General features: G+C 70.9%; 11 protein-coding genes. 6 read left to right on the top strand and 5 right to left on the bottom strand.

Translation table 11 applies throughout. From position 1 onward, the window contains the following. Positions 1–90: 90 nt before the first annotated feature. The 4 genes from ACFXMF_RS06500 to mce form a co-directional block, all read right to left on the bottom strand. Positions 91–1032 (bottom strand): cellulose-binding protein, encoded by a 942-nt coding sequence (locus ACFXMF_RS06500; protein WP_360317193.1) that lies wholly within the window; start codon positions 1030–1032, stop codon positions 91–93. Positions 1033–1141: 109 nt separating this feature from the next. Beyond that, positions 1142–5749: a hypothetical protein gene (locus ACFXMF_RS06495; protein ID WP_380017723.1), complete on the bottom strand. Its 4608-nt coding sequence runs from the start codon at positions 5747–5749 to the stop codon at positions 1142–1144. Positions 5750–5906: 157 nt separating this feature from the next. Then, entirely contained in the window at positions 5907–7244 is a 1338-nt protein-coding gene (gene ccrA / locus ACFXMF_RS06490; protein ID WP_360317197.1) for a crotonyl-CoA carboxylase/reductase, read from the bottom strand. A 261-nt stretch (positions 7245–7505) separates the two neighbouring features. Next, positions 7506–7946 (bottom strand): methylmalonyl-CoA epimerase, encoded by a 441-nt coding sequence (gene mce / locus ACFXMF_RS06485; RefSeq protein ID WP_360317356.1) that lies wholly within the window; start codon positions 7944–7946, stop codon positions 7506–7508. Between the two features lie 262 nt (positions 7947–8208). Between mce and ACFXMF_RS06480 the strand changes: the two genes are divergently transcribed. Beyond that, a complete protein-coding gene (locus ACFXMF_RS06480; protein WP_360317199.1) occupies positions 8209–9396 on the top strand; it encodes an acetyl-CoA C-acetyltransferase in 1188 nt (395 codons plus the stop codon). A gap of 201 nt (positions 9397–9597) precedes the next feature. Continuing rightward, entirely contained in the window at positions 9598–10557 is a 960-nt protein-coding gene (meaB, locus tag ACFXMF_RS06475) for a methylmalonyl Co-A mutase-associated GTPase MeaB (protein ID WP_360317201.1), read from the top strand. A 54-nt stretch (positions 10558–10611) separates the two neighbouring features. On the opposite strand, the gene ACFXMF_RS06470 is transcribed toward meaB, so the two are convergent. Next, complete coding sequence (locus tag ACFXMF_RS06470; protein ID WP_360317203.1) at positions 10612–11130, bottom strand: MarR family transcriptional regulator; 519 nt, start codon at positions 11128–11130, stop codon at positions 10612–10614. Positions 11131–11301: 171 nt separating this feature from the next. Here ACFXMF_RS06470 and ACFXMF_RS06465 point away from each other — a divergent pair, with 171 nt between their 5' ends. From ACFXMF_RS06465 to ACFXMF_RS06450, 4 genes are all read left to right on the top strand, one after another. Continuing rightward, complete coding sequence (locus tag ACFXMF_RS06465; protein ID WP_360317205.1) at positions 11302–11886, top strand: MarR family transcriptional regulator; 585 nt, start codon at positions 11302–11304, stop codon at positions 11884–11886. A 70-nt stretch (positions 11887–11956) separates the two neighbouring features. Continuing rightward, positions 11957–12283 carry a DUF3817 domain-containing protein gene (locus ACFXMF_RS06460; RefSeq protein WP_360317208.1) on the top strand — a complete coding sequence of 109 codons (327 nt, stop codon included), beginning with the start codon at positions 11957–11959 and terminating at the stop codon, positions 12281–12283. Positions 12284–12337: 54 nt separating this feature from the next. Continuing rightward, the gene (locus tag ACFXMF_RS06455; RefSeq protein WP_360317211.1) at positions 12338–12655 is read left to right on the top strand and encodes a DUF3817 domain-containing protein; all 318 of its coding nucleotides are present in this window, start codon (positions 12338–12340) and stop codon (positions 12653–12655) included. Between the two features lie 274 nt (positions 12656–12929). Further along, entirely contained in the window at positions 12930–14546 is a 1617-nt protein-coding gene (locus ACFXMF_RS06450) for a methylmalonyl-CoA mutase (RefSeq protein ID WP_380020545.1), read from the top strand. The last annotated feature ends 24 nt before the right edge of the window (positions 14547–14570 follow it).

The raw sequence follows: 14570 nt of genomic DNA, 5'->3' as shown, positions 1-14570 counted from the left end.
CATGGAACCCGTCCGCCGCCCGGCCGCCGAAACCGGCCACCGGTGCCGCGTACGGCACCGGAATCCGGGTCGAGACTCCGCGCGGGAGTGTCAGCGGCTCTGCTGCGCCGGCACACCCGGCATCTTGTCGTCGTCGTCATCGATGCTCACACCCGCGGCGGCGACGGCCGCGCCGGTGAGCGTCGCCAGCATCTCGCGCACGTTGGTGAGCTGCGCGTTGATGCTGTCCCGACGGTGCGTCAGCGCGGCCAGCTCGCGCTCGGACTCCGAGCGGATCCGGTCGGCCTTGGCCCGTGCGTCGGCGACGATGTCGTCGGCCTGGCGCTGTGCCGTCTCGATCGTCTGACGCGAGCGACGCTCGGCGTCGGTGCGGAGCTTCTCGGCCTCCAGGCGCAGTTGTTCGGCCCGGTGCTCGACCTCGGACAGGCGCTTTTCGGCCTTGGCCTGACGGGCCGCCAGGTCGCGCTCGGACTGCTCGCGGCGCTTGGCCAGGTTGGTCTCGAAGTCGGCGGCGGCCTGGGCGGCCTTGGCCCGGGTCTCCTCGAAGAGGGCCTCGGCCTCCTCGCGCTTGGCCGACGCGTCCTTGGCCGCCTCGCCACGAAGCTGCGTGGCGTCGCTCTTCGCCTTGTCGAGGATCCGCGAACCCTCGTCCTCGGCCTTGGCCTTGCGCTCCTTGCCGTACTGCTCGGCATCGGAACGCACCTGCTGGGCGGCCGCCTCGGCCAACTCGCGGTGCTGATCGGCGGCGCGGCGAGCCTCCTCGCGCAGGTCCTTGGCCTCTTCCTCGGCGAGGCGGAGGATCTTCTCCACCCGAGCGCCGAGACCCGCGTAGGACGGTTCGGCGTCGGCGAGTTGGGCCTGCGCGTTCTGGCTTTCGAGGTGAAGTTCCTCGATTCGCTTCTCCAGCGCCGAGATCCTCGCGAGCGCGCTGTCACGGTCCGACACGAGCTTCGTGATGCGGTCGTCGACCTGCGAACGCTCGTACCCACGGCGGACGATGTCGAAGCCGTGCGGAGAGTTAGTGTCGCTCATGGGGTTCCTGTCGTATGACGGGTGCGGTGAATGAGGTGACGGGTGGAATCCTGGCACGAATCGGGCGGAGCATCGACCTGACCGGGGGATAAGAACCGGCCGGCATCGCTCAATCGGATGACGACGAACCGGCACCCTTCGCCCCGGGGCCCTTGCCCGACGAGGAGTTGCCCTTGCCGGCGCCCAGACCCGCAGGAGCGGCGAGCGCGTCCAGGACACCCTGCACGCGCGACATCTCGGCGGTGATGTCCTTGCGTCTGCGGTTCAACTCGTCGAGTTTGCGCTGTCCGTCGGCACGATGACGGTCCGCGTCCTTGCGCGCCTCGGTGCGCAGTCGCTCCGCCTCCTTCCGCGCCTCGTCGAGAACCTTCTCGGCGTCCGCGGCGGTCTTGCGACGGACCGCCTGCGCCTCCCGCTGGGCGGCGGCCACTTGTTCGGCCACCTTCGCCCGCAGGTCGTCCGCGCCCTTCTGGGCGTCGGCGAGGCGCTGTTCCGCTTCCGAGAGCAACGCCTCGGCCTTCTTCACCGCGGCAATCCGTACCCTATCCGCCTCGGAACCGGCCTTGTCACGAATTCGCTCGGCTTCCTCCGCCGCGGTCACCTTCATCTTCTCGGCGTCCACGCGGGCCTCGCTCACCTGTTCCTCGGCGGCGGCGACCAGGTCGTCCACCCGCTTGCCGGCCTGCTTCAGGCCCTCCGCGGCCTGCCGGCGGGCACGTTCGACGGCTTGCTCGGCCTCCTTGTCGGAACGCTCGCGGGTGGCGGTGGTGTCCCGGCGCGTCTCGCTGATCATCGCGTCCGAGTCCTTGCGCGCCTTCTCTATCACCGCCGTTGCCTCGGTGCGCAGTCGTTCGTCCTCCGCCTCGGCCTCGGCGATCAGTCGGTTCGCCGCCTCGTTCGCCTCGTGCACGTGTTGTTCGGCCTTGCGCTCGGCGGTGCCGACGATCTCGGTGGCCCGACCCTTCGCGCGAATCAACAGATCCTCGGCCTCGTTGGCGGCCTGCTCCAGCTCCGCCCGGGCCTGATCGCGCAGCGTGGTCGCGGCCTCCTCGGCTTCGCGCAGTTCCTTGTTCGCCGCTTCCCGTCCGGCCGTTCGGGTCTTCTCGGCCTCCCGGTCGGAATCGGACTTCATCCGCTCGGCGTGCTTGCGGGCCGCGGTGACCGTGGCGTCCGCCTCCGCGCGGGCCCGGACCAGCGTGGTCTCGGCGTCGTCGCGGGCCTTGGTCAGGTCGCGTTCGGCGAGCGCGGTGAGCCGGTCCGACTCCTCGCGGGCGGCGTCCTCGATACCCACCACCGCGGCACGTACGGCCTCGGCCTCGGCCTGTGCCTCGGCCACCGCGCGCGCCGCGTCCTCCTTGGCCGACCGGGCCTGGGTGGTCGCACTCTCCAACAGGTCGGTACCGCGTGCCTCGGCCTTCTCCAGCAACTCGCGGGCCCGCGCCTTGGTGCGGTCGCGCAGCTCGGCCGCCTCGTCGCGGGCCTCCTCCAGCGCCTGCGCACCCTGGGTACGCAGCCGGATCGCCTCGGCCTCGGCCTCCTCGCGCATCCGGGCGGAGTCGGTGTCGGCCTGCTCCAACTGGGTCAGCGCGGCCGTCTCGGCCTCGCCGCGCAGCCGTTCCGACTCCGCCGTCGCCTCGTCGAGCGCCGCGGCGGCCTCCTCGCGCAGGGTGCTCGCGTCGTGGTCGGCCGCGGCCCGCGTCGCGGTCGCCTCGGCGTGCAGCCGCTCGGCCTCGGTGCGCGCGGCCTCCAAAGCGGCGGCGGCCTCCTGTCGCAGGGTGCGGGCCGCGGTCTCGGCGTCGGTGCGCACCTGCTCGGCGTCGCGTTCGGCCCGCTCCAGCAGCGCCCGGGCCGCGCTTTGCGCCTCGGACCTGGCCCGATCCGCGTCCGTCTCGCCCTGCGTCCGTGCCGCGTCCGCGTCCGCCTTGGCCGCGGCCAGTGCCGCGGTCGCCTCCTGGCGCAGCGCACGGGCCTCGCCGTCGGCCTGCTCCAGGATGCCGAGCGCGGTCTCCTCGCCCTCCGCGCGCACTCGCGCGGCGTCCGATTCGGCCTTGTCCAGCGCGGCACGCACGGTCGCCGCCGTCTCGGTACGCAGCGTGCGGGCGGCGTCCTCGGCTTCGGTCCGCATGCGCTCGGCCTCGGCGTGGGCCTGTTCCAGCACCGAACGCGCGGTCTCGGTGGTCTCCTCGCGCAGTGTGCGGGCGGCCGTCTCGGCCTGCGTGCGCATGCGCTCGGCCTCCGCGTCGGCCTGCTCCAGCACCGAACGGGCCGTGTCCGTGGTCTTCTCGCGCAGCGCCTGCGCGGCGCTCTCGGCCTCGGTCCGCATCCGGGTCGCGTCCGCGTCCGCCCCCGCCAGCAGCGTGCGGGCCTGCTCGGTGCTCTCCTCGCGCAGCGTCAGCGCCGTACTCTCGGCGGCCTCGCGCACCGCCCGCGCGGTGCTCTCGGTCTCCTCGCGCAACGTGCGCGCCTCGGTCTCCGCCTCCTCGCGCATCGAGGCGGCGTCCCGGCGGGCGGCCGAGCGCATGCCGTCCGCCTCCGCACGGGAGTCGGTGAGGACCTTCTCGGCCTCCTCGCGGGCCTTGCCGATCAGCTCGTCCGCCTTGACCGCGGCCGACTGGGTGCGCGCGCCGGCGTCGGCGCGGGCCTGCTCCATGGTGGCCTGGGCGTCCGCCCGGGCCCGGTCCAGCGTGTCCTCGGCCTCGCCGGCGGACTGCTCGGCCCGGGCGCGCAGTTCCTCGGCCCGGGTACGCAGCTCGGCCGCCTGCCGCTCGGCCTGCGTGCGGACCGCCTCGGCCTGCGCCACCGCCTGCTCGCGCAGTTCGTTCGCGGCCTGCTCGGCGGAGCGGACCAACTCCTCCGCCGCCCGCGACGCGTCGGTCGCGGCCTTGTGTGCCTCGGTCCGGGCCTCGGCCACCAGCGTCTCGGCCTCGGCGTGCGAACGGCCGGCGTTCTCGGCCGCTTCGGTGCGTACCCGCTCCGCCTCGGCCCGAGCCGCCTCGACCCGCTCGGCGGCCTGTGCGGCCGACTCCTCGCGCAGTTGCTCGGCGGCCTGGGCGGCCTCCTTGCCCAGGCGCTGCGCCTCGTCCCGGGCGCGCTGCAACTCCTCGACGGCCTCCGCCTGTTGGCGCTGCGTGAGCTCGCGCAGCCGGTGCGTGTCGGCGACCGCCTTCTCGCGCAGCTTGCCGGTCTCGGCCCGGGCCGTCTCCAGCAGTTCCTCGGCGCTCTCGGCGGCCTTGGCACGCACCTGGTCCGCGTACTCGCGGGCCTCGTTCGCCAGGTGGTCGCTCGACTCGCGGGTGCGCGTCTCGACCGCCTCGGCGTCGGCCTGTGCCCGGGCACGCAACTCGTCCGCCTCGGTGCGCGCTTCGCTTTGCACCCGTTCCGCCTCGGAGCGGGACTTGGCCATCAGGTCGTCCGCGGCCCGGGCGGCGGTCTCCAGGCGGTCGGCGGCGCCGGCCTCGGCGTTGGTGAGCAATTGCTGAGCCTCGGCGCGCAGTCGGTCGACCTCCTGCCGACGACGCTCGATCTCCGCGCGGGCCCCGGCCTCCAACTCGTCGACCCGGGCCAGGGTTTCCTCGCGGGCGGTGTCCAACTCGGCGCGGGTGTCCGTACGCAGCGCCTCGGCCTCGGTGCGGGCCTCGTCGCGCAGTCGGTCGGCCTCGCCGAGCGCCTCGGCGCGCAGCCGCTCGGCCGCGGCGCGGGCCGCGGAGGTGAGCTTGTCCGCCTCCGCGCGGGCCTTGGCCAGATACGCCTCGGCGTCGCCGGCGGCCTTGCCGAGCGTCTCGCTCGCCTCGACCTCGGCGCCCTGGAGCAGGCGCTGGGCCTCGGCCTGGCGGCGGTCCGCCTCGCCGGCCGCCTCGGCGCGCAGCCGCTCGATCTCCAATTGGGCGGATTCGAGCAGTTTGGCTGTGTTCTCCGAAGCGCCCTGGGCGCGGGCGCCGGCCTCGCCGGTGACCCGCTCGGCCTCGGATCGTGCCTCGCCGATGATCCGGGCGGCCTCGACCCGGGCGTCGCCGACCAGGCTCTCCGCCCGGGTGCGGGTCTCGGTGCGCAACTGCTCGGACTGGTCCACGGCCACGCTCGCCCGGGCCTTGGCCTCGGCGATCACCCGGTCCGCGTCGCCCTGGGCGCGCGAGAGCAGCGACTCGACCTCGGCGCGGGTGCTCTCGCTGGTGCCGACGGCCTGCTCGCGCGCGGCGGCGGCGATCCGCTCGGCCTCGGCGCGGGCGTTGTCCAGGAGCTGGCGCGAACGTTCCTCGGCCTGGGCACGCAACTGCTCGGCCCACGTGACGTTCTCGTTGACGCGGGTCTCGGTGGCCTGGCGGGCCTGGGCCAGTTCCTCGTCCAGGCGACGGCGGCGCTCCATCACCTCGGCCTGCCAGTCGGCCTCCAGCCGGGCGGACCGCGCGGCGGCCTCCTGGAGCAGGCGCTGCGTGGTCGCGCGCGACTCCTGCAACTCGCGCTCGGCGTCCGCGCGGACCTGATCGGCCTGCAACTGGGCGTTGCGCAACATCTGCTCGGCCTGGCCGCCGATGCTGTCGAATCGGGGTGTGGCGAGTTGGCGGCGAAGATCATGCAGCTTCGCGCGGAGAACCTCGACCTGATAGCCGAGGTCCTCCGCGTGTGCGACGGTGTCGTCGCGCTCCGTCTTCAGCCGCTTTATCTCGTCGTCGAGCAGTTCGAGGTGCTCGTCAACTTGGTAGCGGTCGTAGCCCCGCACTGTGGGGTCCCACTCCATCCCCTGGCCGCGTACGTTTCAGTACTGCAAGTCGGCCGTTTCCGGCCGGTTGGTGACGATGCGTTCCCGTTTGTACATCCGGAACCGCCCGTACCGCATTGACTACCAGGGAGAATGGTCTCAGATCCAGGGACCGCCGTCAGACGTTACGAAAGCGGTTGATGGCGTCGATATGCCGCGCTCGCATCTCGGCGTCCCGAACCCCCAGGCCCTCCTCCGGTGCGAGACACAGTACGCCCACCTTGCCCTGGTGCAGGTTCCGGTGGACGTCCCGGGCCGCCTGGCCGGTCTCTTCCAGAGCGTAGGTGCGCGACAACGTCGGGTGAATCCTACCCTTCGCCACCAGACGATTCGCCTCCCACGCCTCGCGGTAGTTGGCGAAGTGCGAACCGACGATGCGCTTCAGGCTCATCCACAGATAACGGTTGTCGTACTCGTGCATGTAACCCGAAGTCGACGCACAGGTCACGATGGTGCCGCCCTTGCGGGTGACGTACACCGACGCGCCGAAGGTCTCCCGGCCCGGGTGCTCGAAGACGATGTCCACGTCCTCGCCGCCGGTGAGTTCGCGGATGCGCCGGCCGAACCGGTTCCACTCGCGCGGGTCCTGGGTGTGCTCGTCCTTCCAGAAGCGGAAGTCCTCGGCCCGCCGGTCGATCACCAGCTCGGCGCCCATGTCCCGGCACAGTTGCGCCTTGTCCTCGGAGGACACCACGCAGATCGGCGTGGCGCCGCCCGCGAGGGCGAACTGCGTCGCGTACGAGCCCAGGCCGCCGGAGGCGCCCCAGATCAGCACGTTGTCGCCCTGCTTCATGCCGGCGCCGTTGCGCGAGACGAGTTGGCGGTACGCCGTCGAGTTGACCAGGCCCGGCGAGGCGGCCTCTTCCCACGACAGGTGTGCCGGCTTGGGCATGAGCTGGTTGCTCTTGACCAGGGCGATGTGCGCGAGACCGCCGAAGTTGGTCTCGAAGCCCCAGATGCGCTGCTCGGGGTCGAGCATCGTGTCCGAGTGTCCGTCCGCGCTCTCCAACTCGACGGAGAGGCAGTGCGCGACCACCTCGTCGCCGGGCTTCCAGGCGTTCACGCCCGCACCGGTGCGCAGGACGACGCCCGCGAGGTCGGAGCCGACCACGTGGTAGGGCAGGTCGTGCCGCTTGGTCAGTTCCGAGTTGCGGCCGTACTTCTCCAGGAAACGGAAGGTGGAGACCGGCTCGAAGAGCGAGGTCCACACGGTGTTGTAGTTGATCGCACTGGCCATCACGGCGACGAGGGCTTCGCCGGGGCCGAGTTCGGGCAGCGGCACGTCTTCGACGTGCAGCGACTGACGCGGATCCTTGTCCCGCGATTCCATGCCCTCGAACATCGTCTCCTCGTCCTTGTGGACGGTGACGGCGCGGTACGAGTCGGGAAGCGGGAGCGCTGCGTACGCCTCCTTGGGGGTGTCCCCCGCGAGGATGGCGTCGAGGATCTCCTTCATCGTCGGCCTCCATGGGTCGGCGGTTGAAGCATGGGAGAGCAATGAGGGTTTGCGAACTTCGCGTTGAACTTCGCTGAACTTACCCGCTGGTAACGCTAGGCGGTCGGCACAAACCCGACAAGAGGCGGAGTCGCAGGAACTGCGCCGCTCGCTTGACGGGTTGTCGGGTGCGCGAGGCGCGATCGAAGCCGGCGCCGCGCCGCGAGATGTCGCGGGCGGTCGCCGGAGATGCCGGGCGTCGGCGCGAGCCGAGCGCTCGGCTCAGTGCTCCGCGTCGGGGTTCGCGGCCGAGGTCACCAGCTCGGTGAGCACACCGTGACAGTCCTTGGGGTGCAGGAAAGTGATGCGCGAGCCCATGGAACCACGACGCGGCTCCTCGTAGAGCACCCGCACGCCCTTGTCCTTGATCGCGGCCGAGTCCGCATCGACGTCGGCGGTGCCGAACGCGATGTGGTGCACGCCCTCGCCGTTCTTGGCCAGCCACTTCGCGACGGTGGAGTCCTCCCGGATGGGCTCCAGGAGTTGGAGGTAGGAGGCGCCGCCGTCCGAGGTCTCGTTGATCTTGAGCATCGCCTCGCGGACGCCCTGCTCCTCGTTGACCTCGGTGTGGAATACCTCGAAGCCGTAGGTCGTCGTGTAGAACGCCACCGTCGCGTCGAGGTCGTGGCAGGCGATGCCGATGTGGTCGATCCGCGTGAGCACCATGGCCTCCAAAGGGCCTCTGGGGAGTACCCGGGTTACCTGCGAGTAGATACCCGGTCCGTCGAAACGAGACTATGGGTGAGAGCACACTCGGTAGGGGTGGCCCGAGATGGTGGGTTCCGTCACATCGGAGCCCCCTGCCACGGTCGCGGCCCTTCCGGGTAGGTTCCGGAACAACTTCACGTCCGTCGCGGGGATGCCGCACGTCGCCCGGGCCGCCTGGCGATGGCACCCCGACCCTCAAGTTGTGGAGGCCACCCTCATGGCCGGTTCTGTCATCGTCGCCGGGGCCCGTACGCCCATGGGTCGGCTGCTCGGATCCCTCAAGGGCTTCTCCGGCACCGACCTGGGCGCCATCGCGATCAAGTCCGCGCTGGAGCGCGCGGGCATCACCGGGGACCAGGTCCAGTACGTGATCATGGGCCAGGTGCTCCAGGCCGGCGCCGGGCAGATGCCCGCGCGTCAGGCGTCGGTCAAGGCCGGCATCCCGATGAACGTGCCCTCGCTGACCATCAACAAGGTCTGTCTCTCCGGCCTGGACGCGATCGCGCTGGCCGACCAACTGATCCGCGCGGGCGAGTTCGACATCGTGGTCGCGGGCGGCATGGAGTCCATGACCAACGCCCCGCACCTGCTGCCGAAGTCTCGTGAGGGCTTCAAATACGGCGCGGTGGAGATGCTCGACGCGATGGCCTACGACGGTCTGACCGACGCGTTCGAGAACATCCCGATGGGCGAGTCGACCGAGCACCACAACGGCAAGCTGAACATCTCGCGCGCGGAGCAGGACGAGGTGGCGGCGCTGTCCCACCAGCGGGCCGCCGCCGCGGCGAAGAACGGTGTCTTCGACGCCGAGATCGTGCCGGTGCAGATTCCGCAGCGACGCGGCGAGCCGGTCGTGTTCGCGACCGACGAGGGCGTGCGTGCGGACACCACCGCGGAGTCGCTGGGCAAGTTGCGCCCGGCGTTCACCAAGGACGGCACGATCACCGCGGGGTCGGCCTCGCAGATCTCCGACGGCGCCGCCGCCGTCGTGGTGATGAGCAAGGCCAAGGCGCAGGAGCTGGGCCTGGAGTGGCTCGCCGAGATCGGTGCGCACGGCAACGTCGCGGGCCCGGACAACTCGCTCCAGTCGCAGCCCTCGAACGCGATCAAGCACGCGCTGGGCAAGCAGGGCCTGGGCGTCGAGGACCTGGACCTGATCGAGATCAACGAGGCGTTCGCCGCCGTGGCCGTGCAGTCGATGCGCGACCTGGGAGTGGGCACCGACAAGGTCAACGTCAACGGCGGCGCGATCGCGCTGGGTCACCCGATCGGGATGTCCGGCGCCCGCGTGGTGCTGCACCTGGCGCTCGAACTCAAGCGGCGCGGCGGCGGCACCGGCGCGGCGGCGCTGTGCGGCGGCGGTGGCCAGGGCGACGCGCTGATCATCACCGTCCCGGGCAACTGAGCCGACCGGTCGCCGCGACGCGCACGGGCTCGGGCACGGGCACGGGCCCGGCGGGCGTCGCCGACCGGGCGGTTCCCGGGTGATACACCCACCTGAAACGATCTCGGAGTCGCGCGGCACACACAGCGGTGTGCGGCCGCGCCGGCTCCGGGGTCGTTTCGGCATATCCGAGCAGGGAAGCGGTGGCGCATGAGGTCGGGGATGGATGTCGCGACGTTGGTGGCCCAGGCCCGGGAGGGTCGGCCCCGGGCGGTCGCCCGGTTGATCTCACTGGTCGAGGACGCGTCGCCGAAGTTGCGCGAGGTGATGGCCGCGCTCGCGCCGTTGGCCGGCAACGCGTACGTGATCGGGCTGACCGGATCGCCCGGCGTGGGCAAGTCGACGTCCACCACCGCGCTGGTGAGCGCCTATCGCAGGCTGGGCCGACGGGTGGGCGTGCTCGCGGTGGACCCGTCCTCGCCGTTCTCCGGCGGCGCGCTGCTCGGTGACCGGGTGCGGATGCAGGACCACGCGACCGACCCCGGGGTGTACATCCGCTCGATGGCCTCGCGCGGGCATCTGGGCGGGCTGTCCTGGTCCACTCCGCAGGCGTTGCGGGTGTTGGACGCGGCGGGCTGCGACGTGGTGATCGTGGAGACGGTCGGGGTGGGTCAGTCCGAGGTGGAGATCGCCTCGATGGCGGACAGCACGGTGGTGCTGCTCGCGCCCGGGATGGGCGACGGGATCCAGGCGGCCAAGGCCGGGATCCTGGAGATCGGCGACCTGTACGTGGTCAACAAGGCGGACCGGGACGGCGCGGCGACCACCGCGCGCGAGCTGGGGCACATGCTCTCGCTGGGCGAGGCGCGCGGGCCGGGGGACTGGCGTCCGCCGATCGTCAAGACGGTGGCCTCGCGCGGCGAGGGTGTCGACGAGGTGGTCGAGGCGCTGGAGAAGCACCGGGCCTGGATGGAGGCCGGCGGCGAGCTGACCCGGCGACGCCGGCGCCGGGTGGCCGACGAGGTCGAGGCGATCGCGGTCACCGCGCTGCGTGCCCGGATCGGCGACCTGCGCGGCGGCCGGCGGCTCGACGCGCTGGCCGAGCGGGTGCTCACGGGCGATCTGGATCCGTACACGGCCGCGGACGAGCTGATCGCCGGCCTCGGGGCCTCGGGGGCCTAGGAGTCGGCCCGAGTCGGCCTGCCCGGTCGTGGGTGGGCCGACTTCGGTTCGTCGTCAGACGCCGGACGGGTCGACGGGCTGTTTCAGGGAGGGGCAGACCGTGCTGCGGGCGGCCGGGCGGAGTTTGTCGGCCACCGCGCCGAAGGCCGCGCCGACGACCTGCTTCTGGGCCGGCGTCATCACGTCCATCAGGTGCTCGCGCACGCTTTCCACATGCGTGGGCGCCGCGGCCTCCAGCACTCGCCAACCCTCCTCGGTAAGCACCGCGTAGGCACCGCGCCGATCGGTGGGACAGTTGCGGCGGGCCACCAGACCGGCGTTCTCCATCCGGGTCATCTGGTGCGAGAGTCGGCTCTTGGACTGCTGGGTTGCCTCGGCCAGATCGCTCAGCCGTACCTCCCGATCCGGATGCTCGGAGAGCTGGACCAGGATCTGGTAGTCGTGCAGGGACAACCCGTGCGCGCGCTGGAGTTCGCGCTCCAGTCGGGGCGGCAGCATGTTGATCACGGCGATGATCTGGCGCCAGACGCACTGGTCTTCATCACTCAGCCACCTGGGCTCGGCTTCCGTCATGTACCACAGAATACCGAAAATAGTTGAAGCTTGAATGACCTATTGGTCATGTCGGGCCGCCGACGCGCCCGGCGCCCTCCGTCGCGGCGGCCGTCCGGCATACGTGCGGGGGTATGCGCGAGGAGTGAGACGGCCACGTGACCGCTCGGTAACCTCCACTACGCTCGGCCCGTGCCGAAGCCACTGAATCTCCCCTTCGATCCGATCACGCGTGCCGACGAGCACTGGCGAGAGCACTGGGGGGAGTGCCCGCCGATGGTCGCCATCACCTCGATCATGCGCGCCCAGCAGATCCTGCTCGCGGGCGCCGACGCGGTGCTCAAGCCGTACGGGCTGACCTTCGCCCGCTACGAGGCACTGGTACTGCTCACCTTCAGCCGGACCGGCTCGTTGCCGCTGTCCCGGATCGGCGAGCGGCTGATGGTCCACCCGACGAGTGTGACCAACACGATCGACCGGCTGGAGCAGGCCGAGCTGGTCGCCCGCCGGCCGAACCCGCGCGACGGGCGGGGGGTGCTCGCGGTGATCACCGACAAGGGCCGCGACGTCACCGAGCGGGCCACCCGGGATCTGACCGCGCGCGAGTTCGGGCTCGGCGCGTACACCCCGGAGCAGTGCGCGCAACTGTTCGACCTGCTGCGGGTGCTGCGGGTGGACGCGGGCGACTTCCGGATCGAGGAGGAGGCGGCGGTGCCGGCGCCGGCACATAACGGTGACGAGGGGGTGGATTCGGGGACCCCGGTGGTGGCGACGTAAGCTGCATGCGCCATTGTGAAAAGCGGTCGACGAGGTCGTCGAAGAAGCCGCCGTTACCGAAGGTGCCGCCGTGAAGCCTGTCGTATTGACCCGTTACCGGGTGATGGCCTGGATCACCGGGTGCATGCTCCTGGTCCTGTCCCTGTGCATGGTCCTCAAGTACGGGTTCGACACCGGCGAGAAGGCGACGCTCTACGTCAGCCAGGCACACGGCCTGTTCTTCATGATCTACCTGGTCGTCACCTTCGACCTCAGCAGCAAGATGAAGTGGAAGTTCGAGCGCATGCTGCTGATGATGGTCGCCGGCACGATCCCGCTCGCGTCGTTCTTCGCCGAGCGCAAGGCCGTCGAGGCGGTCCGCGAGCGCGGTCTGGAAACGGCCGCCGCCACCGCCTGAGTCATCGGCTCGCAGTCCGCCCGTTCCCTCTCCGCTTCCCCCGAGGATCCCCCCATGCTTTCCACCGCTGTCGGCCGCTTCAAGGTGATCTCGATCGCCGAGGGCTGTTCGTTCCTGCTGCTGCTCGTCTTCGGCTCGCTGCTGAGCCGGATCTCGGACATCAACCTGGTCATGCCGCTGGGCCTGCTGCACGCGGTCATGTTCATCCTGTACCTGCTGGCCATGCTGGACGTGCGCACCAAGCTGTCGTGGGACAACAAGACCACGCTGCTCGCCTTCGTCGCGGCGATTCCGCCGTTCGGCCCGTTCGTCTTCGACTACAAGATGAAGCACAAGCTGGTCGAGCCGACCGCCGCGCCGGCCGCCGCCTGAGCGGTTTGCGCCGCCGGGCCCGGTGTCCCGGTCGTTCGTGTTTGCGAAGCCTCCGACGTGTGGTCGGGGGCTTCGGCGTTTTCCGGACCTGTTCCCGGTCGGTGTCGGGGGAGCGATCGTGGACATTTACTAGGACGTCCTAGTAATTTTCTTGTGCCGCGCGGGAATGGGTCCTACGACGACGGCAGCGGACAGGAGCCACGTGAACACCGAGGACATCGAAGCGGGTCGGCAACGCTGGCAGGACCGGTACGACAAGGTCCGCAACGAGGGCATGCGACGCACCACCTTGTCCGAACTCGAGGTGGAGCCGGTCTACGGGCCGCCCGCCGATCAGCCCTACGAGGGCTTCGAGCGGATCGGCTGGCCGGGCGAATTTCCCTACACCCGCGGGCTGTACCCGACCGGCTATCGCGGCCGGGCCTGGACCATCCGGCAGTTCGCCGGGTTCGGCAACGCCGAGCAGACCAACGAGCGCTACCGGATGATCCTGGCCAACGGCGGCGGCGGCCTGTCGGTCGCGTTCGACATGCCGACGCTGATGGGCCGCGACAGCGACGACGAACGCTCGCTCGGCGAGGTCGGGCACTGCGGCGTCGCGGTGGACTCGGCGGCCGACATGGACGTGCTCTTCCGCGACATCCCGCTCGGCGACGTGACCACGTCGATGACCATCTCGGGCCCGGCGGTGCCGGCGTTCTGCATGTACCTGGTCGCGGCCGAGCGGCAGGGCGTGGACATCGGCACGCTCAACGGCACGCTGCAGACCGACATCTTCAAGGAGTACATCGCCCAGAAGGAGTGGCTGTTCGCTCCCGAGCCGCATCTGCGGCTGATCGGCGACCTGATGGAGTACTGCGCCGCGGAAATCCCGGCGTACAAGCCGCTCTCGGTCTCCGGCTACCACATCCGCGAGGCCGGGTCGACGGCCGCGCAGGAGCTGGCCTACACGCTGGCCAACGGCTTCGGGTACGTCGAGCTGGGGCTGTCGCGCGGCATGGACGTGGACGTGTTCGCGCCGGGGTTGTCGTTCTTCTTCGACGCGCACGTGGACTTCTTCGAGGAGATCGCCAAGTTCCGCGCGGCGCGGCGGATCTGGGCGCGGTGGATGCGCGACGTGTACGGCGCCAAGACCGCGAAGGCGCAGTGGTTGCGCTTCCACACCCAGACGGCCGGCGTCTCGCTGACCGCGCAGCAGCCGTACAACAACGTGGTGCGCACGGCGGTCGAGGCGCTCGCGGCGGTGCTCGGCGGGACCAACTCGCTGCACACGAACGCGCTGGACGAGACGTTGGCGCTGCCCAGTGCGCAGGCGGCGGAGATCGCGCTGCGCACCCAGCAGGTGCTGATGGAGGAGACCGGGGTCGCGGCGGTGGCCGACCCGCTGGGCGGGTCCTGGTACGTCGAGGCGCTCACGGATCGGCTGGAGGCCGAGGCGGAGGCCACGTTCGCGCGGATCCGCGAGCTGGGTGAGACGTCGCCGCACCCGATCGGGCCGATGACGTCGGGCATCCTGCGCGGCATCGAGGACGGGTGGTTCACCGGGGAGATCGCCGAGTCGGCGTTCCGCTATCAGCGGGCGGTGGAGAAGGGCGACAAGCGGGTGGTGGGGGTCAACTGCCACGAGGGCTCGGTGACGGGCGATCTGGAGATCATGCGGGTCAGCCACGAGGTCGAGCGGGACCAGGTGAAGGTGCTTGCGGGGCGGCGGGAGGGGCGGGACGGGGCGGCCGTTGCCGCGGCGTTGGCGGAGATGCGGGTTGCTGCGCGGGGGGCGGTGAATCTGGTGCCGCCGATGTTGGCGGCGGCTCGGGTGGAGGCGACGCTCGGGGAGATCTGCGATGTCCTTCGGGAAGAGTGGGGTACGTACACGGAGCCGGCGCGGTTCTGAGGTCCTGCGCTGGGTTCGCCTCAA

It is taken from the genome of Embleya sp. NPDC059213, assembly GCF_042754445.1.
GTDB lineage: Bacteria > Actinomycetota > Actinomycetes > Streptomycetales > Streptomycetaceae > Embleya.
The sequence above is the reverse complement of the archived record's forward strand: the minus strand, read 5'-3'. Positions and strand labels throughout refer to the sequence as shown.